General features: G+C 70.8%; 15 protein-coding genes. 7 read left to right on the top strand and 8 right to left on the bottom strand.

The features are described from left to right. Nucleotide 1 precedes the first annotated feature (1 nt). The 6 genes from F0L46_RS08980 to F0L46_RS09005 all read right to left on the bottom strand — a co-directional run bounded on the left by F0L46_RS08980 (nt 2) and on the right by F0L46_RS09005 (nt 7,694). A complete protein-coding gene (locus F0L46_RS08980; RefSeq protein WP_149816789.1) occupies nt 2–1,090 on the bottom strand; it encodes a sensor histidine kinase in 1,089 nt (362 codons plus the stop codon). After that, a complete protein-coding gene (locus tag F0L46_RS08985) occupies nt 1,032–2,543 on the bottom strand; it encodes an ATPase domain-containing protein (protein ID WP_149816791.1) in 1,512 nt (503 codons plus the stop codon). The genes F0L46_RS08980 and F0L46_RS08985 overlap by 59 nt, the downstream gene beginning before the upstream one ends. A gap of 88 nt (nt 2,544–2,631) precedes the next feature. Then, complete coding sequence (locus F0L46_RS08990; RefSeq protein WP_149816792.1) at nt 2,632–4,860, bottom strand: xanthine dehydrogenase family protein molybdopterin-binding subunit; 2,229 nt, start codon at nt 4,858–4,860, stop codon at nt 2,632–2,634. After that, entirely contained in the window at nt 4,857–5,855 is a 999-nt protein-coding gene (locus F0L46_RS08995) for an FAD binding domain-containing protein (RefSeq protein WP_149816794.1), read from the bottom strand. Before F0L46_RS08995 ends, F0L46_RS08990 begins: the two co-directional genes overlap by 4 nt. A 5-nt stretch (nt 5,856–5,860) precedes the next feature. Beyond that, nucleotides 5,861–6,436 carry a (2Fe-2S)-binding protein gene (locus tag F0L46_RS09000; protein WP_149816795.1) on the bottom strand — a complete coding sequence of 192 codons (576 nt, stop codon included), beginning with the start codon at nt 6,434–6,436 and terminating at the stop codon, nt 5,861–5,863. Nucleotides 6,437–6,527: 91 nt separating this feature from the next. Further along, nucleotides 6,528–7,694, bottom strand: coding sequence for an L-dopachrome tautomerase-related protein (locus F0L46_RS09005; protein ID WP_149816797.1), 1,167 nt, complete (start codon nt 7,692–7,694; stop codon nt 6,528–6,530). A 400-nt stretch (nt 7,695–8,094) separates the two neighbouring features. Between F0L46_RS09005 and F0L46_RS09010 the strand changes: the two genes are divergently transcribed. The 3 genes from F0L46_RS09010 (at nt 8,095) to F0L46_RS09020 (ending at nt 11,315) form a co-directional block, all read left to right on the top strand. Next, a complete protein-coding gene (locus tag F0L46_RS09010) occupies nt 8,095–9,090 on the top strand; it encodes an SDR family oxidoreductase (protein ID WP_149816798.1) in 996 nt (331 codons plus the stop codon). A gap of 146 nt (nt 9,091–9,236) precedes the next feature. Beyond that, nucleotides 9,237–9,587, top strand: coding sequence for a DUF3140 domain-containing protein (locus F0L46_RS09015; protein ID WP_149816800.1), 351 nt, complete (start codon nt 9,237–9,239; stop codon nt 9,585–9,587). Nucleotides 9,588–9,674: 87 nt separating this feature from the next. Beyond that, entirely contained in the window at nt 9,675–11,315 is a 1,641-nt protein-coding gene (locus tag F0L46_RS09020) for an alpha-amylase family protein (protein ID WP_149816801.1), read from the top strand. A 234-nt stretch (nt 11,316–11,549) separates the two neighbouring features. Here F0L46_RS09020 and F0L46_RS09025 read toward each other — a convergent pair whose 3' ends face one another. Next, nucleotides 11,550–12,398 (bottom strand): nitroreductase family protein, encoded by an 849-nt coding sequence (locus F0L46_RS09025; protein ID WP_149816802.1) that lies wholly within the window; start codon nt 12,396–12,398, stop codon nt 11,550–11,552. Nucleotides 12,399–12,472: 74 nt separating this feature from the next. Next, the gene (locus tag F0L46_RS09030; RefSeq protein ID WP_149816804.1) at nt 12,473–13,441 is read right to left on the bottom strand and encodes a TIGR03885 family FMN-dependent LLM class oxidoreductase; all 969 of its coding nucleotides are present in this window, start codon (nt 13,439–13,441) and stop codon (nt 12,473–12,475) included. Between the two features lie 143 nt (nt 13,442–13,584). On the opposite strand from F0L46_RS09030, the gene F0L46_RS09035 reads away from it, so the two are divergent. The 4 genes from F0L46_RS09035 to F0L46_RS09050 all read left to right on the top strand — a co-directional run bounded on the left by F0L46_RS09035 (nt 13,585) and on the right by F0L46_RS09050 (nt 18,800). After that, nucleotides 13,585–14,973: an ethanolamine ammonia-lyase subunit EutB gene (locus F0L46_RS09035; RefSeq protein WP_149816805.1), complete on the top strand. Its 1,389-nt coding sequence runs from the start codon at nt 13,585–13,587 to the stop codon at nt 14,971–14,973. Continuing rightward, nucleotides 14,970–15,776: an ethanolamine ammonia-lyase subunit EutC gene (eutC, locus tag F0L46_RS09040; protein ID WP_149816807.1), complete on the top strand. Its 807-nt coding sequence runs from the start codon at nt 14,970–14,972 to the stop codon at nt 15,774–15,776. Before F0L46_RS09035 ends, eutC begins: the two co-directional genes overlap by 4 nt. Nucleotides 15,777–15,884: 108 nt before the next feature. Beyond that, nucleotides 15,885–16,394, top strand: a complete 510-nt coding sequence (locus F0L46_RS09045; RefSeq protein ID WP_240539923.1) for a hypothetical protein — start codon at nt 15,885–15,887, stop codon at nt 16,392–16,394. Nucleotides 16,395–16,406: 12 nt separating this feature from the next. Then, the gene (locus tag F0L46_RS09050) at nt 16,407–18,800 is read left to right on the top strand and encodes an SUV3 domain-containing protein (protein ID WP_149816808.1); all 2,394 of its coding nucleotides are present in this window, start codon (nt 16,407–16,409) and stop codon (nt 18,798–18,800) included. The last annotated feature ends 397 nt before the right edge of the window (nt 18,801–19,197 follow it).

A 19,197-nucleotide genomic window follows, 5' to 3' on the forward strand; every position in this document is an offset into this window, starting at 1 on the left:
GTCAGTACCGCGGCACGAGGCGCGACTCGGCGAGCGGCGCGTCCATCCGAAAGGTGAGGCCCTCGGGCGCGTAGTCGATCACGATGTCGGCGCTGCACTGCTGGGCGAGCACGCGCTGGAGAAGGACCGACCCGAAGCCCTTGTGCGTGGGCTTCGCGACGGAGGGCCCGCCGCGCTCGCTCCAGGACAGACTGAGGCGCTGCCCGTCCTCGGCTGGGCGCAAGGTCCAGGCGACCTCGACCCGGCCCGTGGGCACGGAGAGCGCCCCGTACTTCGAGGCGTTGGTGGTCAGCTCGTGAATGGCCATGCCCGTCGGCACGGCGATGTCGGCCGACAGCTCGACCGGCGGGCCGTCGAGCAGGATGCGGGACGAGGTCCCGTCGTCATAGGGGCCGAGCTCGTTCGTGAGCATCTGGCGCAGCTGCGCGGTCTGCCAGTAGTCCTCAGTCAGCAGGTTGTGGGTCTTGGCGAGCGAGACCAGCCGGTCCGAGAAGGATTGGTAGAACTCGCTCTTCGACTGGGTCGACCGCGCCGTCGCGCCGAGGAGCCCTTGCACCGTCGCGAGCGTGTTCTTGACCCGGTGATGCAGCTCGCGGATCAGCAGAGACTGGCGCTCGTGCGTGCGCTGCCGCTCGGCCAGATGCGCCTCCACCTCTCGCTGGCGCCGCCTGGCCCGCAGGGCCGAGCGCACCGCGTTCGCCAGCACGGCCGGGTGGAAGGGCCGCTCCAGCACCGTGACGTTCCCCAGGAGCCCCGGCAGGCGCGGATCGGGCGTGGTGCCGCGCAGGGTCAGCAGCACGAAGGGAAAATCGGACCAGGCCGGCTGCCCGGCGACCCAACCCGCGAGCGCGCGCCGATCGGCCCGCAGCAACGCCTCCTCGGTGAGGATCGCGCAGGCCGCGTCGTCGAGACCCGCCACGAGAGTCTCGAGGCTGGGGGAGGCGACGCTCGGGATTCCGGCATCGGTCAGAATCAGGGATGCGACAGACCCGTCCCGGCCATCCGGAGCCAGGATCAGAACATACGCTTCGTCACTCGCCTTCAGCACCCACCTCCCGTTCCACCAGGAGCGACGAGTCTCCGCCGTCATAGGTGGGTACGCCCGTCAGCACGCCGCGAAACCGCGTCAATGGCTGTCCAACGCGCAAACCCATGCCATCGATCCGGAATTCCCGAATCGTGTCCTCGTGCGATCCGGTTCGCTTCTTGAGAACGGACAGGGCGCGCCGCACCCGCCCGGCGGACTCGAAGAAGCGGAGCACCACGACGCTGTCGCTCACATAGGTGAGATCGATGGGCGAGCTCATCTGCCCCACCATGCCGTGCTGGGCCAGGATCATGATCGTCACGATGCCCTGCTGGTTGAGATAGGTGAGCAGCTCGTGCATCTGCAGCACGAGCGACGGCTGCTCGGGCATCGCGCTCATATAGCCCGTGAGGCTGTCGATGAGGACGACCCGGGCGCCGTCACGCTCCACGCCGTCGCGCACGCGGCCGGCGAACTCGCCGGGGGAGACGTTCGCCGGATCGATCTGCTCGATGTGGAGAAGGCCGCTTTCCAGGTAGGGCACGAGGTCGAAGCCGACGCCCGCCGCCCGCTGGAGCAGGATCCCGATCGTCTCGTCGAAGCTGATCAGGAGCGCGGGCTCGCCCCCGGCGAGCGCCGCCGCGACGTAACCTAAGGCGAGCGTGGACTTCCCGACCCCGGACGGCCCGATGATCAGGGTACCGGTCCCCCGGTTGAGCCCGCCGCCGAGCACCTGATCGAGCTCGCTCACGCCGCTCGCGAGCTGCCCCTGGTCGAACGCCCGCCGGTGATCGGCCGCGACGAGGCGGGGAAAGATGCGCAAGCCCCCCTTCTGGATGACGAAGTCGTGGTACCCGCCGCGGAAATGCGTGCCGCGCATCTTGATGACGTTCAGCCGACGGCGCTCCGCGCCGTAGGCCGGGACCACCTGCTCCAGGCGGATCACGCCGTGGCTGATGGAGTGAAGGTTCAGGTCGTCGTCGTCCGAGGTGAGGTCGTCCAGCATGAGGACGGTGGCCTCGTTGAGCAGGAAGTAGCTCTTCAGCGCCAGCACCTGCCGCCGGTAGCGCAGCGAACCCTGGCTCAGGAGCCGGATCTCCGAGAGGCTGTCGAACACCACGCGCTTGGGCTTGACCCGCTCGATCTCGGCCAAGGCCATCCCGACGGTCTCGCCGAGCTCCAGGTCGGAGGCGTAGATGAGGCTCTGCTGCTGGGCCGGGTCGAGGCTCAGCTCCGGGGGGACGAGCTCGTAGATGTGGATTCCGTCGAGCGACCAGCCATGGCGACCTGCGACGGAGATCAGCTCGCGCTTGCTCTCGGACAGCGTGATGTAGAGTCCCGTCTCGCCCCGGGCTTCTCCCTCGAGCAGGAACTGGAGGCCAAGCGTGGTCTTCCCGCATCCCGGCCGGCCCTCGATGAGGTGGGCTCGGTTCGTTGCGAAGCCACCGGCCAGGATATCGTCGAGGCCGGGAACGCCCGTCGGAATGGGCGCGGCGTCGCTGGGGGGTACGTTCATCGAAACCTCGTTTCCCCATCCCTAACAGACCGCATTTGACGGGTCCAACCGAGTCGGGACTATTCACAGGGGGTTAGCGCCCGGGTCTTCAACCCATAAGAAGCCGCTCCGGCAGGATTGGGAACTCGCGCACCCGCCGCCCGGTCGCGTGATAGACCGCGTTGCCGATGGCCGCCGAGACGCCCGAGAGGCCGAGCTCCGCCACGCCCTTCACCCCGAGCGGGTTAAAGATCGTGTCCTCGCCGGGCACGAACGTGACGTCGAGGCTGCGGATGTCGGCGCAGACCGGCACCACGTATTCTGCGAGGTTTCCGTTCATCGGGCGCCCGAAGCGCTCGTCCCATTCGGCCTGTTCGAGCAGCGCCATGCCGACGCCCTGGACCATGCCGCCGACGCACTGGCTGCGCGCCGTCTTCGGGTTGACCACGCGCCCGATGTCGTAGGCCCCGACGATGCGGGGCACGCGCACGGTCCCGAAATCGGGGTCGACCTCCACCTCGGCGAAGACCGCACCGAACGCCGCGCTCGAATGGGTCTTGCTCTCGTTCCCGGGTGCCGACTGGCCCTCGGCCGTGATCCGGTCGAAGCCCAAGCCCTCCATCAGCTCGGCGAAAGAGATCACGCCGCCGGGGCCTGCGAGGCCACCGTCACGCCATTCGGGCGTACCGGCCTTGAACGCCGCGAGGCGCGGATCGGGACTCGCCTTCACCACCCCGGCGAGGTCGTCGAGGAGCGCCTGGCAGGCGGCCTGGACCGCGGTCCCGACGCTCGCCATCGTAATCGAGCCGCCATGGACGGGCGCGTAGGGCATATCCGTGTCGCCGAGCTCGATACGCACCCGCTCGACGGGCAGGCCCAGCGTCTCGGCCGCGACCTGCGTCATGGAGGTGTAGGTGCCGGGCCCCATGTCAGAGCCGGCCGTGCGGATCAAGGCGGTGCCGTCCCGCAGCAGCGTCGCCGCGGCCGAAGCCTTCGCGCGGTGGGACGGGTAGACGGCGGTCGCCATGCCGTAGCCGATCAGGTGCCCGTTCCGGCGCATGGAGCGCGGCTCGGGGGTGCGCTCGCTCCAGCCGAAGCGCTCGGCGGCGACGCGGTAGCAGGCGCGCAGCTCCTTCGACGACCAGGGCAGGTTCTTGTGCTGGTCGCGATCGGCGTAGTTCTTGAGGCGCAGCTCCAGGGGATCCATGCGCAGCGCGACCGCGAGCTCGTCCATCGCCGTCTCGAGCGCCAGCATGCCGGTCGCGACACCCGGCGAGCGCATGGGGCACGGCGAGTTGGTGTTCATCTCGATGAGCCGGTAGCGCGTGCGCACGTTCGGGCAGGCATAGGTGTTGCGGGCCGGATCGAGGGTGGTCTCGGCATATTCCTCGTAGGTCGCCGTCTGCCCGAACGCCTCCTGGACGATCGCCGTGAGCGTCCCGTCCGCCGCCGCGCCGAGGGCGACGCGCTGTTCGGTATGTGGGCGAAAGCCGATGGAGGTGTAGCACTGCCGGCGGGTCAGCTCGAGGCGCACCGGGCGCTGCACGACACGCGCCGCGAGCGCCGCCACGGTGACGTGCGGCCAGGTGCGCAGCGCCGACCCGAACGCGCCACCCACGAAGGGCGAGACGACGTGGATGTTCTCCTTCTTGATGCCGAAGACGTGCGCGATCTCGTCGCGATCGTTGTCGGGCCACTGAGTCTTGTCGTGCAGGGTGAGGTGATCGCCGTCCCAGGCTGCGATAGTGGCGTGCGGCTCGATGGCGTTGTGATGCTCGCGGGCCTGGACATAATTCGCGTCGATCGACACCGCCGCCGATTTCAGGGCCGCGTCCGCGTCGCCGATCTCCGTGTCGGCCGGGCGGCCCGCCTTCTCGTTGCCGCGGCTGGGCGCGCGTCCGCGGGCGCGGTCGAACGTGGTGTGGCCGTCCGCATGCTCGTAGGACACGCGCACGAGGTCGGCCGCGTGGACCGCCTGCTCCAGGGTCTCGGCCACCACCACGGCGACGGGCTGGCCGTTGAAGCGGATCGTCGGATCCTGGAACACCTTGAGCTGGTCGCCGCCCTGGGCATCCACCTGGGGCCGCTTCGCCATCGGGGCGTAGGGGAGCCGGGGCGCGTTCTCGTGGGTGATGACGGCGTGGACGCCGGGTGCCGAGCGCGCCGCCTTGGTCTCGATGGCGGTGATCGTGCCCGAGGGGATGGTGGAGAGCACCATCGCGGCATGCATGAGGTCGGGCTGGTCGAACTCGGCCGCGTAGCGGGCATGGCCCTGCACCTTGTCAGGCCCGTCGACGCGGCTGACGGGCTGGCCGATGGCCTTGAGGGGCACGTTCATGCGGGTTCTCCCGGGCTGATGCCGCCGACCCGCATCAGGGCGCGGGTCACGGTCTTCTTGAGGAGCGGGATCTTGAAGTCGTTCCCGCCGTAGCCCCGGGCACCGTCGGCAGCCCGCTCGCCGGCCTCGTGTGCGAGCGCGCGGTCGAGGTCACGGCCGACGAGAAGCTCCTCGACGGCCCTGAGCCGCCAGGGCGTCGTGCCGACGCCGCCGGCCGCCACGCGCGCCTCCAGCACGCGCGTCCCCTCGAAGCCCAGCGAGACGGCGGCCGACGCCAGCGCCCACTCGAAGGTCGCGCGGTCGCGGACTCTCAGGTAGTGCGACAGGCGCCCGCCCGCGGCGATCGGGATCCAGATCGCGGTGATGAGGTCGCCCGGCTCGAGCACGGCCTCGACGTGCGGAGTGCTGCCGGGCTGGCGATGAAGCTTCTCGACGAGCACCGTCCGCTCGCCCTTCGGCCCCACCACCATGAGCTCGGCATCGGCCGCGATCAGGGCCACGGCGAGGTCGCCGGGGTACGCCGCGATGCAATCGGGGCTGCCGCCGAGGACCGCGTTGATCCGGTTCTGCCCCTCGATGGCGGGGCAGCCGGAGCCGGGGACGCGCTTGTTGCACGGCGTCGCGACGTCCCGGAAATAGAGGCACCGGGTCCGCTGCAAGAGGTTGCCGCCGACGGTCGCCATGTTGCGCACCTGCGGCGAGGCGGATTCGTGCAGCGCCTCCGCCACGACGGGGAACCGCTCGCGGATCACGGGATGGTCGGCGACATCGGCAAGGCGCGCCATGGCGCCGATCCGCACGCCGTCGACCGCGACCGACACGTCGTCGAAGCCGATGCCGTTGATGTCGACGAGCTCCAAGGGCGCGCGGACGCCCTCCTGGAGGAGCTGGAGCATGTCGGTCCCGCCCGCGATGAACTCGACGCCGTGACCCTCCGAGGTGCGGCGCACGGCGGCCTGGGGATCGGCGACGGAGGTGTAGGAGAAGGGCACCATGGGGTTCAGGCCTCCCTGCCGGCATCCTGCGCGATCGCCTCGACCGCCTGGGTCATGGCCTCGCGCGGGTCGAGCCCGTGGGCGATGGCGTCCTTGATGGCATCCACGATGTTCGTGTAGGCGCCGCAGCGGCACAGGTTGCCGCTCATGTTCTCGCGGATCTCGTCGTCCGAGCGGGTGCGTCCCTCCTGGATCAGGCCCACCGCGGACATGATCTGGCCCGGGGTGCAATAGCCGCACTGGAAGGCATCGTGCTCGATGAAGGCCTGCTGGACGGGGTGCAGCGCCCCGTTCGCGAGGCCCTCGATCGTGGTGATCTCCTTGCCCTGGTTCATCACTGCCAGCGTGAGGCACGACACGACCCGGCGGCCGTCGACGATGATCGTGCAGGCGCCGCACTGGCCGAGACCGCAGCCCTTTTTCGTGCCCGTGAGGTGCAGCCGGTCGCGCAGGGCGTCGAGCAGGGTGGTCCGGGCGTCGACGTTGAGCCGGTGCTCCTCGCCGTTCACCTTCAGCGTGACCAGGAAGGCATGCTGCGGCTGGACCGCATGCCGCGCGCGGTCCTTGTCGACCTCTAGCATCGGACGCTCCTGAAACGAGGGGTGGATCTTCCGGTCAACTCGGTGGCGGGCGGCAGGTTCGCGGGCGCCGCCCGCCGCATGTCGGGAACGGTCAGTGCCGCGATGGCTCCGCGGCGCGCACGTCCTCGCGGGCGATACGCCAGAGCTGCGTCTCAAGGCTCGGCCCGGCATGCGGATCGAACAGGGCCGAGTCCTGGATGCGCGACGTCGTGAAGTAGATCGCGCCGTCCGGCCCCTCGGCGAGGCTATCGGGCCAGCGCAGGCGGGAGTCCTGCACGAGGATCTCCGGCGGGGTGTCGCCGGGAGCCCGGAGGTCGCGGATCTTCAGGGCGTTCTCCTCCACGGCCGTGATGATCATGTGGCGCCCGTCGCGGGTGATCAGGAGACCGTCGGCGACGCCGTTCTCGCCGACCCGCTCGACCCGCCCGGCGACCTCGCCGGGGCTGAGGCTCGCGTCGGTGAGGGTGTCCGTCGCGATGCGGTAGAGGGTGCGCCCGGTGATCGCTTGCCAGTAGAGATGGCGCCCGTCCGGGGTCAGCGCGATGCCGTCGGCGGAGAACTCCACGCCCCGCCCGTCGGGCCGTTGCAGCACCCGCCCGTCGGTGCGCACCTTCACGTCCTTCTCCATCTGGGTGGACGGATGGCCGTCGAGCACGCGCCGGGCCCGGCCGCTCTCGACCTCCACCACGACGATCGCGCCGCGGGCGCCCGAATCCGTGATGTAGGCGTGGCGCCCGTCGGGCGAGAAGCGCACGTCGTTGAGGTACGACCCTTGCGGCGCCACCGCCTCGTCGAAGGCAATGGTGCGCGTCACGCGATCGGTCGCGGTGTCGATGCGCACGAGCTTGGGCCCGCCGGGGACGACCTTGTCCTGGGCCGGCGCGGCGGGGTCGAGCACCCAGAGCGCGCCCGCGTGATCCGTGACGACGCTCTGCACGCAGACCCAGTGCCGGTCGGGCGGGAGCTCGTTCTTGCGCGCGTTGCGCCACGCGTTCCAGCGCTCGTCCGGATAGGGCCGTAGCGAACCGTCGGGCATGAGCTCCGCGACGGAGACGGCGGAGTCCTCCGTCCAGCGCGGGAAGTTGACGAAGATCCGCTCGTCCGGCGTCACGGTGATCCCCGTCACCTGATGCGGGAAGCTCGCCACCTGCTCAAGGCGGGACGAGCGCCCGAGGGTGCGGGCCAGGGCCGAGCCGACGCCGACCGCGGCGGCGAGCGAGATGCCGGCGAGCAGCACGGTGCGAGGTGGCATGCGCATTGGGGTCTCCGAACGAGCGCGGGCCGGAGCAGGGACGGCGGCTCCGCAAGGCCCAGGTGTCAGGCTGATGTCGCGGTCTCAACAGCCGCGCGGCACGCCCGTTCCAGCTCTGCCGTAATAGGCCCGCCGGGCAGGAGCCGTGCGGCTGCGGGAACCTCTCCAGGGGCGCACCGTTTGCGTGGACTTCACCGGCCTGCGCCAGAGCGGGCCCGCCTCTGCGGCCGCCGGGTGAGCGGCCGGCGGCGACGGTTCAGGTGCGCCCCGATGATGCGGCTCGTCCGACATCCCTGATCAAGGAAGCAACCATGACACCCGACGATTTCGAGCCCGACGCCCGAGCCGTCCCATCGCACCGCGCGGTCGACGAGCCGCTGCAGCCCATCGGCGGGAGGGTCGGGTCATGAGCCAGGATATCGCGGACCGTTCGGTCGTCATCACGGGCGCCTCGAGCGGCATCGGACGCGCCGCGGCTCTCGCCTTCGCCCGGCTCGGCGCACGGCTGACGCTCGCGGCGCGGCGGGCCGATCTCCTCCAGGAGGTCGCGGACGAGTGCCAGCGGCTCGGCGCCCACGCGATCGCCGTGCCCACCGACGTCACGGACGCCCGCGCCGTGGCCGACCTCGCGGCCGCCGCGCGCCGGGCCTTCGGCTCCATCGACGTCTGGATCAACAATGCCGGCACGGGCGTCTTCGGCCCTTACCAGAACGCGAGCATCGACCTGCACCGGCGCACCATCGAGGTGAACCTTCTGGGTTCGATGCACGGCGCGCACGCGGTGCTGCCGATCTTTCTGCGCCAGGGGCACGGGATCCTCATCAACAACGTCTCGCTCGGCGGCTGGGCCCCCACGCCCTTCGCCGCCGCCTACACGGCCTCGAAGTTCGGGCTGCGGGGCTTCGCGGCGAGCCTGCGCCAGGAGCTCGGCGCCCACCGCGACATCCATGTCTGCGGCGTGTTCCCCGCCATGATCGACACGCCCGGCCTCGATCACGGGGCGAACGTGTCGGGGCGCGGGATCGATCCGGGGCCGCTGATCTACGCGCCCGAGGACGTGGCGGAGGCGTTCGTCTCCCTCGTGCGCTGGCCGCGCGACGAGATCGCGGTGGGATGGCCGGCGCGCGCCGCGCAGGTCGCCTACGCGCTCGCGCCGGGACCGACCGAGCACCTCATGGGCGCCTTCGTCCGCCGCGCCCTCGACCGGGCGGAGCGGGCGCCGCGCACGGAAGGCGCGCTGCTCGCGCCCGTGGAGACCGGCCGGGCCGTGAGCGGCGGCTGGCGGGACCGCAAGGGCCTGCCGTTCTCGGCCCGCCAGACGAGCACGGCGATCGGCCTTGCCACCCTTGCAGGGCTCGCTGCCCTTATTGGCGCCCGGAGCTTCGCCCGGGCACGGCGCTAGAACCCGCGCCCGACGAGGCAGGCAACGGCTCGTCTCGGCGGCGCTGCGGCAGTCCGTCGGTGCGGCGCCATGGCACCTCTTGCGTCAGGAACAGGGCCGCTTCCAGTGCCGTTCCCGACGCATCGGACCCATGCCGGAGGAGATGCATGTCGGAGGCCGCGAAGCTCGATCGCGACGCGATCTGGAAGGATTTCCACGAAGCCGTGAACATGACCGCGTCGGCGATCGAGGCGCATCTCGCGACGCCCGAGAGCCAGTCCGTCGGCTGGACGCATGACGGCGAGGGCGAGGCCGTGGGCCACAAGGAGGGCCGGCGCCTCGTCGAGATCAAGCACAAGAAGAAGGCCGAGCTTTCCGACGGCGACTACGCCCATATGCGCAAGGCGGTGGGCTACGTGCACCGCCATCTCGCCCAGGGCGGCCCCGCCGACGACCGGGAGCATTCCCGCTGGCGCTACTCGCTCATGAACTGGGGCCACGATCCCCTGAAAGGCTGAGGCGCGACGCCGCGCCAGGAACCCTGCCCAGGCTTGGCGGTTGCCGCCAGGGCCGCTGAGGGCCCGAGGCGGGACGGCGGGTCTGCGATGCTGGATCTCTGGTACAAGAACGCGGTCATCTACTGCCTCGACGTGAAGACCTTCATGGACTCGAAGGGCGACGGGGTGGGCGACTTCCAGGGCCTCGCCGACCGGCTCGATCACATCGAGGCGCTGGGCTGCACCTGCGTCTGGCTGCTGCCGTTCTATCCCTCGCCCAACCGCGACAACGGCTACGACATCACGGATTTCTACGGCGCCGATCCGAGGCTCGGCACGCTCGGCGACTTCGTCACTTTCATCCGCGCCGCCCACGACCGCGGCCTGCGGGTGATCGTCGACCTCGTGGTGAACCACACGTCCATCGACCATCCCTGGTTCCAGGCCGCCCGGCGGGATCGCGCGTCGCCCTATCGCGACTGGTATGTCTGGTCGGACGAGGAGCCGGCGGACAAGGAGGAGGGCGTCGTCTTTCCTGGAGTGCAGCAGGCGACCTGGACCTACGACGAGACCGCCGGGGCCTGGTACATGCACCGCTTCTACAAGCACCAAGCCGACCTCAACATCGCGAACCCCGCCGTCCGGGCCGAGATCGAGAAGATCATGGGCTTCTGGCTCCAGCTCGGCGTGTCCGGCTTCCGGGTGGACGCGGTCCCCTTCCTCATCGAGCACCGGGGGCTGGAGGAGCAGGAGAAGCCGAAGGGCGATCCGCACCGCTACCTGACGCGGATGCGCGACTTCCTCTCCTGGCGCAAGGCGGAGGCGATCCTGCTGGCGGAAGCCAATATCACCATGGACGAGGTGGACGACTATTTCGGCGCCGAGGGCGACCGCATGCACCTCATCTTCCACTTCATGCTCAACCAGAACCTCTACCTCGCCCTGGCGCGGGAGGACGCCGAGCCGATCCGCCGGACCATGGCGGCGACGCCGCAAATCGCGTTCCAGAGCCAGTGGGCGAGCTTTCTGCGCGGGCACGACGAGCTCGATCTGGGACGCCTCACGGACGCGGAGCGGCAGGAATGCTTCGCGGCCTTCGGGCCCGAGCCGACGATGCAGATCTACGGGCGCGGGATCCGCCGCCGCCTCGCGCCGATGCTCCACGGCGACGACCGGCGCCTCAAGCTCGCCTACAGCCTCATGTTCGCCCTGCCCGGCGCGCCGATGCTCTTCTACGGCGAGGAGATCGGCATGGGCGAGGACCTGTCGCTTAAGGAGCGCGACGCGGTGCGCACGCCCATGCAATGGGCCGACGAGCCGAACGGCGGCTTCTCGAAGGCGCCCGCCGACCGCCTCCTACGGCCGGTGCCCGAGACGGGGCCCTTCAACTACCGAGACGTCAACGTCGCGGCGCAGCGGGACCGGCCGGGCTCGCTCATGGACGATCTCCAGCGCCTCATCCGCGTGCGCCGCGCCTGTCCCGAGGTGGGCTGGGGTCGATGCACCGTGCTCGACGTCGGCGAGAGCAGCGTCCTGGGGCTGCGCTACGACTGGGAGCGGGGCACGCTCGTGATCCTGCACAACCTCGCCGAGCGGCCGGTCGAGGTGGTGATCCCGGCCGACGATCTCACGGGTCTGCGGCCGCTGTTCTGCAACGAGCAGGACCGCACGATGCGCGACGCCCGGGAGCCCATCGCGCTCACCGCCTATGGCTATCGCTGGCTGCGCGCCCACGGCGAGCGGCGCTGAGATGATAGGGGGCGGTCGGGATGACGGAGGGCCGCTCCGTGTCCCTTGTCCCGCACCCTCCATCCTCGTCCTGAGGTGCCCTGCGCAGCAGGGCCTCGAAGGGCGTTCCAGGAATCTCCGAAGGGCTGTGGCAAAGTCCTGCGTGCTTCGAGACGCCCGCTACGCGGGCTCCTCAGCATGAGGGCGCACAGAGCGTATGGGGGCTTGGGGAGCACCCTCATCCCACGCCCCCCCTCAGGCCAGGTCGAACCCCTTCCCCCGAATGAACGCGCCGAAGCCTGTCCGCTCGGGCCTCGCATATTGGCGGGTCTTGTCGTCCGACCAGCAATAGCCCTCCACGGGACCGCCGTAATCGGCCGCGTAGCGCTGCCTGGCATAGGGCTGCACCTCGGCGCGCGAGCGGTCATAGGCCTCGACCCGCTCCCGCAGCCCCTCCTCGCCGAACCGGTCCATGTGCACGGTGACCCCGAGCGGCAGCCGCGGGCTCACCACAGGCGCCGGGGCTTCGGGCCAGCCCACGGCGAGGCCCGCGACGGGGAAGACATGGTCCGGCAGCCCGAGGAGGTCGCTCACCTCGGCAGGGCGGTTTCGCACCGCGCTCACGGGGCAGCAGCCGAGCCCCACGGTCTCGGCTGCTGCCACGAAGCCTGAAAGCGCGATGCCGGCATCCACGGCCGCATTGAAGAACGCGTCCAGGTGGTCGTTTGCGAAGCCCCGTCCCCGCCATTCGTGGATCTGGCGCTGGCGGCGGTTGTTGCCGCAGAATACGAGGAGCGCCGGCGCGCCCGCCACCCAGGCCTCGCCGCCGACCAGCGCGTTCATCGCTAGGCGCCGCTCCGGGTCCGCAACGATGACGATGTCACGCTGCTGGAGATCGCTCTTGGACGGGGTCGACAGGGCGACGGCACAGAGCATGCGCAGGAGCCCCGGGTCGACGGATCCCTCGCGATAGGCCCTGCAGGAGCCGCGCCCGGCCATGCGCGCCAGCGTGTCGAGGCCCGGCAGGTCGGGATCGAACGATGCCTCCTCCCCGAAACGCCGGGCGAGATGGCGGTTGAGGCGATCGGCGGCGGAGTCCGGCATGGGCACCTCGGCGGCAGGAGCCCGTCCTTGTTAGATCATCGCCTCCGGGGAGACCATCGTGGGGACGTGGCCCCTCACCCGCCCCGCACCTGCGGCAGCACGCGCTCGCCGAACGCCTCGATGAAGGCCCGCTGGTTGGTGGCGACGTTGTGGAGCGAGAGCTCGTCGATCCCGACCGCAAGGTACTCCCCGATCCATGCGGCGTGCCGACCGAGATCGCTCGACACCCGCACGGACCGGTCCAGGTCCTCGGGCCGAACGAAGGCAGCCGCCTGCTCGAACTGCTTCGGCGTCCGGATCTCCCAGAGCACGTCGCCCTCGAAGAGGTTCGTCCGCCATTGCCGGAACGCGTCCTCCCGGATCGCGGCCTCGTCCGGCCCCCAGGCGAGCTTGAGCTGCGCCAGGACCGGCTTCCCCTCCCCGCCTCCCTCGCGGAACGCGTCGACGACGCGGCGCAGGCTCTCGACCGGCCCGCCCGCCACCGTGATGAGGCCGTCCGCCCAGCCGCCCACCCACCGGGCCGTGTCGACCGACACGGCCGCGCCGACGAGAAGCAGCGGGCGCTCGGGCCGGGTGTAGAGCTTCGCGTCCTCCACGACGATGCGCCCGTGGTGGGACACCGTCTCGCCCGCCCACAGGGCCCGCATGACGGCCGCGCACTCCTCGAGACGCGCCTTTCGCTCGGGCTTGTGCACCCAGTTGAGGCCCGTGATGCCCTCGTTCAGCGCCTGCCCGCTGCCGAGGCACATCCAGAGCCGCTCCGGGAACATGACGCCGAGCGTGGCGCCGGCCTGGGCGAGGATAGCCGGATGATAGCGCCATCCAGGCGCCGACACGGTCCGGTACCGCAGCCCCGTGGACTGCATCGCGGCACCGAGCCACGACCAGACGAAGCCGGACTGCCCCTGCTCCTCGCTCCATGGGAAGAAGTGATCCGACGCCGTCACCCGCTCGAACCCCGCCGATTCCGCGAGCTGGACGCAGGCCAGGAGCTCGCGCGGATCGAACTGCTCGTGCGAGGCGTGGAAGCCGAACGCCGTCATGGATCATCCCCGATCGTGGAAAGCGGGCGGGCGCCCGGCTGGGAACGGCCGCCCGCCCAGGACCGTTCCCCGCCGCCCTACCCAGGCGGGCCTACAGGCGGTACGCTCCTCCGGCATCCCGCCCCGGTTCTGAGGAAGGCGCCATGCCCTACCGCCACGTGATCGGCCAGCGCAGCTGGGTCTTCGGGTCCTTGCGCGAGCTCATGGCCAAGGCGACGCCTCTGCGCTCGGGCGACGTGCTGGCGGGCGTCGCCGCAGGCTCGGCGCAGGAGCGCGTCGCGGCCCAGATGTGCCTTGCCGACCTGCCGCTGCGCGCCTTTCTCGACGAGGCGGTCGTGCCCTACGAGAGCGATGCCGTCACGCGCCTCATCGTCGACGGCCACGACGCCCGCGCCTTCGCGCCGATCGCCCACCACACGGTCGGCAGCTTCCGCGACTGGCTTCTCTCCGATGCGGCCGGCGCCGACGCCCTCGCGGCGGTCGCGCCGGGCATCACGCCGGAGATGGCCGCGGCGGTTTCCAAGATCATGCGTAATCAGGACCTGATCCTCGCGGCCAGGAAGTGCCGGGTGGTCACGCGCTTCAACAACACGATCGGCTTGCCCGGCACGATGGCGGTTCGCCTCCAGCCGAACCATCCCACCGACGACCCGGCCGGCATCATGGCTGCGATCGTCGACGGGCTCGTGAACGGGTGCGGCGACGCGGTGATCGGGATCAACCCGGCCTCCGACTCCATCCAGGCCCTCGGCGATCTCCTGCGCCTCCTCGACGACGTGATCCGCCGCTTCGAGATCCCGACGCAGGGCTGCGTCCTCACCCACGTGACCACGACCATCGAGGCGATCGCGCGCGGCGCGCCCGTCGATCTCGTCTTTCAGTCGATCGCCGGCACCGAGGCCGCGAACCACTCCTTCGGCGTCACCCTCGATCTCCTCGACGAGGCCTGCGCGGCCGCCCGCTCGCTGGGGCGCGGGACGCTGGGGCAGAACGTTATGTATTTCGAGACCGGCCAGGGCTCCGCCCTCTCAGCCGACGCGCATCACGGCGTCGACCAGCAGACCTTGGAGGCGCGGGCCTATGCGGTGGCGCGCCGCTTCGAGCCGCTCCTCGTCAACACGGTCGTCGGCTTCATCGGCCCGGAATATCTCTACGACGGCAAGCAGATCATCCGGGCCGGCCTGGAGGACCATTTCTGCGGCAAGCTGATGGGCCTGCCGATGGGCTGCGACGTCTGCTACACCAACCACGCCGAGGCCGACCAGGACGACATGGACACGCTCCTGACCCTGCTCGGCACGGCGGGTGTGACTTATGTCATGGGCATCCCCGGCGCCGACGACGTCATGCTGAGCTATCAGTCGACCTCGTTCCAGGACCAGCTCTACCTGCGCGACCTGCTCGGCCTGAAGCGCGCCCCCGAGTTCGAGGCCTGGCTCCAGCGCATGGAGCTCGCCGGAGCCGACGGCCGACCGACCGCCCCTGCCCTCTCCCATCCGCTCCTCATGGCCGACCAGTCGTTCGCCTCATGAAGCGCCCCACGCCCCCCACCGATGGCGCCGACCCGTGGGCCCGCCTGCGTGCCCTGACGCCCGCGCGGATCGGCTTGCCCCGCACGGGCGCGAGCCTTTCGACCGACGCGGTGCTGCGCTTCGCCATGGCCCATGCCGAGGCCCGCGACGCGGTCCACACGCCTGCCGACATGGAGGCGCTTCGCGAACCCCTTGCGCGGGTCGGTTTCCCGACGATCCCCGTGAGCTCCGCCGTGGGTTCGCGGGGCACCTATCTGCGGCGCCCCGATCTCGGCCGCCGCCTCTCCCCCGAGAGCAGGGCCCGTATCGAGGCCGAGGCGCGGGGGCTCGTGGACATCGCCCTCGTCGTCGCGGACGGCCTGTCCTCCACCGCGGTGCAGGCCGGGGCCGTACCGTTGCTCGAGGCGTTCGCGCCCTGGATCGCGCGGGAGGGCTGGTCGGTCGCACCCGTTTCGCTGGCGGTCCAGGCGCGGGTCGCGCTCGGCGACGAGATCGGCGCCCTGTTTCGCGCCCGCGCCGTCGTGGTGCTCGTGGGCGAACGCCCCGGCCTGTCCGCGTCCGACAGTCTCGGCCTCTATCTCACCTACGATCCGCGGGTCGGGCGTACGGACGCGCAGCGCAACTGCATCTCGAACGTGCGCCCCGGCGGCCTGAGCCACGGGGAGTCCGCCTTCAAGCTGCACTGGCTTCTGCGCCGCGCCCTGGACCTGCGGCTCTCCGGCGTGGCGCTGAAGGACGAGAGCGATCTGGCGGCCCTGGAGCCACGCCCCGAAGCCGCCCGGCTAGGGCCGGGAGACGCCTGACGCGGCGCGCCTGGAACCCGTTGCCGCGCACCTTGTTGATGCGCCATGTCCCACCGCACGTCACACGACCCGGCTCCGCGCCGGCGAGCCCCCTCCGGGTCCCCTCCGATGAGCACCGGCGAGGTGCTGGCCCGGGGCCTCTTGGCCGGCGCGGTCGGTGTCGCCGCCATGACGCTTGCCGAGAAGCTGGAGCAGGCGATCACGGGACGCCCGAACTCCTATGTTCCGGCTCACACGCTGGAAGCGCTCCTCGGCCTGCCCCATCGCCCGGACGAGGAGCGGCTCGGGATGAACTGGGCCATGCACTGGGGCCAGGGCATCGCTTTGGGCGCCGTGCGGGCCCTCATGGCGCAGCACGGCCTGCGGGGCCCTGCGGCCTCCTTCCTCTTCCTCAACCTGCGCCTTCTCAACGACCAGACCCTGGAGAACGCCACCGGCGTCGGAGCCCCTCCCTGGACCTGGCCGGTGGACGAGCAGGTCGTCGACATCTTGCACAAGGCGGTCTACGCCTACGCTACGGGTGCGGCGGCCGACCGTCTCGTGGAGGCGCCTCCCGGTCCGGAGCCGGTAAAGGGCGGCCATTATTACGGCCGAGAGGTCCGGCGCGCCGGACCTTGATCGAGCGCAGGAATGGGACGGCAGCGCCACAACCTCATCGCCCAGCACCATCTGCCCGGCATCCTGCTCGCAAGCGAATCCGAGTGCGAGCGCTGGATCGAGGCCGGGCTCATTCCCGTCGCGGATCTCGCCCCCGCGCGCCGCTGGGGAACGCCCGCCGACCGCCGCCTCTTCGACCCCGCCGTCGTCGCGAGCCTCGCCCCCGAGGTCCCGCTCTGGCGCGAGCGCGACGAGGCGGAGGTCCGTGCCCGCCGCGGCCTGACCAGGGGCCGACCCGGCCGGGACGGGAGAGGCGATCCGACGGCCGACGACGCGGTGCGGCATCGTCGCGAGCTCGCCGCCGCGGCCGCCACGGAGAGCCTCGGCGCGAATGTGAGGCTCCTCCCGCCCAACGCCGACGGTCGGCGCGCCTACGGCGCCCTGCTCCGCCTTGATATGGAGGTCCTGCCGGACTGGACCATACCGCTTCCCGTCGAGGTCTCGGTGGACGAGCCGACCGAGATCGAAACCCTCGTGACCGCGAGCTCCCGCCCGAGCCCCGAGGCGATGGCGTCCGCGGCAGGACCGCTCGGCACCCGCCTCCTCGCCCGTCGCGAGATCGCCGCGAGCGCCTTCGAGAGCGCGGTCCAGGCCTGGCGCGACGACCTTGACACCTATCTGGCAGCCTACGAGGACGACGAGCGGGCCGCGATCCTCACGGCCCTGCGAACGGTCGCCCGCGACCTGAAGATCATCCCCGTCGCCCAAGGCGAAGAGCCGGAGGCGATCGGTGCGCGCCTGCGGGCCGCCCTCGATAACCTGCGCTCCCGCGCCACCACGCGACGCCTGCGCTACCTGCGCGAGGCGCAGATCCGCGAGGCCTCCGGCTACGAGACCTACGCCGCGATCTTCCCCCAGGCCCGCTCGCTCGGGCGCGAGGTGCTCTTCCTCGCCGGCCCCACGAATTCCGGCAAGACCCACGAGGCGCTGCGCCTCGCTGCCGAGGCGGAGACGGCCGAGATCCTCTCGCCCCTGCGCCTCCTCGCCCTGGAGCACTACGAGCGCCTCGCCGAGGCCGGGCTCGCGGCCGGCATGGTGACCGGCGAGGAGCGGATCATGGCCGAGGGCGCGACGCATATCGCCCGCACCATCGAGACCCTCGATCTCGGCCGTGTGGTCGACGTCTGCGTCATCGACGAGGTGCAGATGCTCGGCGACGGGAGCCGCGGCTGGGCCTGGACCCAGGCGATCATCGGCGCGCCCGCGCGCCTCGTCGTGCTCACAGGCGCGCCCGAGGCGATCCCCCTCGTCGAGCATCTCCTCGCCATGACGGGAGAGGCCCTCCAGGTGAGGATCCTCAAGCGCAAGGGGGCGTTGAACGTCGAGTCCGCTCCCGTGGAGATCAAGGATCTCGGCGCCGGCGACGCCGTGATCGCCTTCTCGCGCACCGAGATCCACGACCTGCGCACGCGTCTGGTCAAGGCCGGCCGGAGCGTCGCTACGATCTATGGGGCTCTCGGCCCCGAGGTGCGCCGGGCCGAGGCCGCGCGCTTCCGGGAGCGTGACGCCGAGGTGCTCGTCGCCACCGACGCGATCGGCATGGGCCTCAATATCGGCCCGCTGCGGCGGGTGGTATTCTCGACGCTCGCGAAGTTCGACGGCGTGCGGCGTCGGCCGCTCTCCGCCATGGAGATCAAGCAGATCGCCGGGCGGGCGGGCCGGTTCGGACACCACAATGTCGGTCTCGTGACGGCTCTCTCCGAGGCGGGCCCGTTCCGGACCCTGCGGCCGACCATCGAGGACGCTCTCCGGCAGGAGGTGCGCCTGCGGGGCAAGGCCTATGTGCGGCCGAACCGCGAGACGGTGATCGCGGCGAGCGAGGTTTTGGGCACCGAGCGCCTCGGCCAGGTGCTGCACTACCTTGGTGAGACCCTCGTCGCCGGCCATCCCGACCTGCGCATGGCGGACTTGAGCGAGGTGATCGGGGTCGCGGGGCTCCTCGACAGCGTTCCCCTGCCCATCCTCGACCGCCTCTCCTATGCCATCGCCCCAATCGACGCGCGCGACCCCGTGGCCGTCGACATCCTCGTGGGCTGGGCGCGCCAGCATGCCGGCCGCGGCTGGGTGGAGGCGCCGGGCTTCGGATCGAACGCCGACCTCGTGAAGCTCGAGGCCAGGGTCAAGATCGTCACGGCGTGGCTCTGGCTCTCGCAACGCTATCCCGACGTCTTCCAGGACGTGGAAACGGCGATCGAGACGCGGGCGGATCTCAATGCCCGGATCGAGGAGAAGCTCGTGGCGACGTCGATCCAACGCGTGCGGGGCAAGACGGCCCATGGGGCGGAGCCCGAGCGCGGACGGGGGCGCCGGAAGGAGGGCCGGCGGGAGCGTCGGGCGCCGAAGGGCGCCTCGGCGCGGCGCGGCTGACGCCGATCACGGGGGCCGCGTTTCCCCTCTTGCATTGCCGGCGAAATCGATTATGTACGCCCTCCCCGGTGCGCCGCGCGAGCGGAACGGCACCGGTCTAGACGACGAACGCCCTCCCCGGCCCTGCCGCACGGGCGGCTCCTCAAAACAGCCCGGGGCCTCTCCCGGATCGTCGCCGACCACGCCACGAGCCGTAACGTCCAGTCACGTTCGAGGGCTCCTCTGGCAGACGCATCATCGAGAATGGGCCGCTCGCGGTCCATCAAAGCAGACTAGCGGCAAACGAGAGTTTCCCGGGAGCGCTTCTGCTTGGGTTATAGCCAAGATGCTGCGTCGCGAGCCTGTCGGAAACTTCCGAAGATTTTTCGGATCTTGTGTTGACAGTTTCTCTGGTTAG

This window comes from Salinarimonas soli, from assembly GCF_008386575.1.
Taxonomy (GTDB): domain Bacteria; phylum Pseudomonadota; class Alphaproteobacteria; order Rhizobiales; family Beijerinckiaceae; genus Salinarimonas_A; species Salinarimonas_A soli.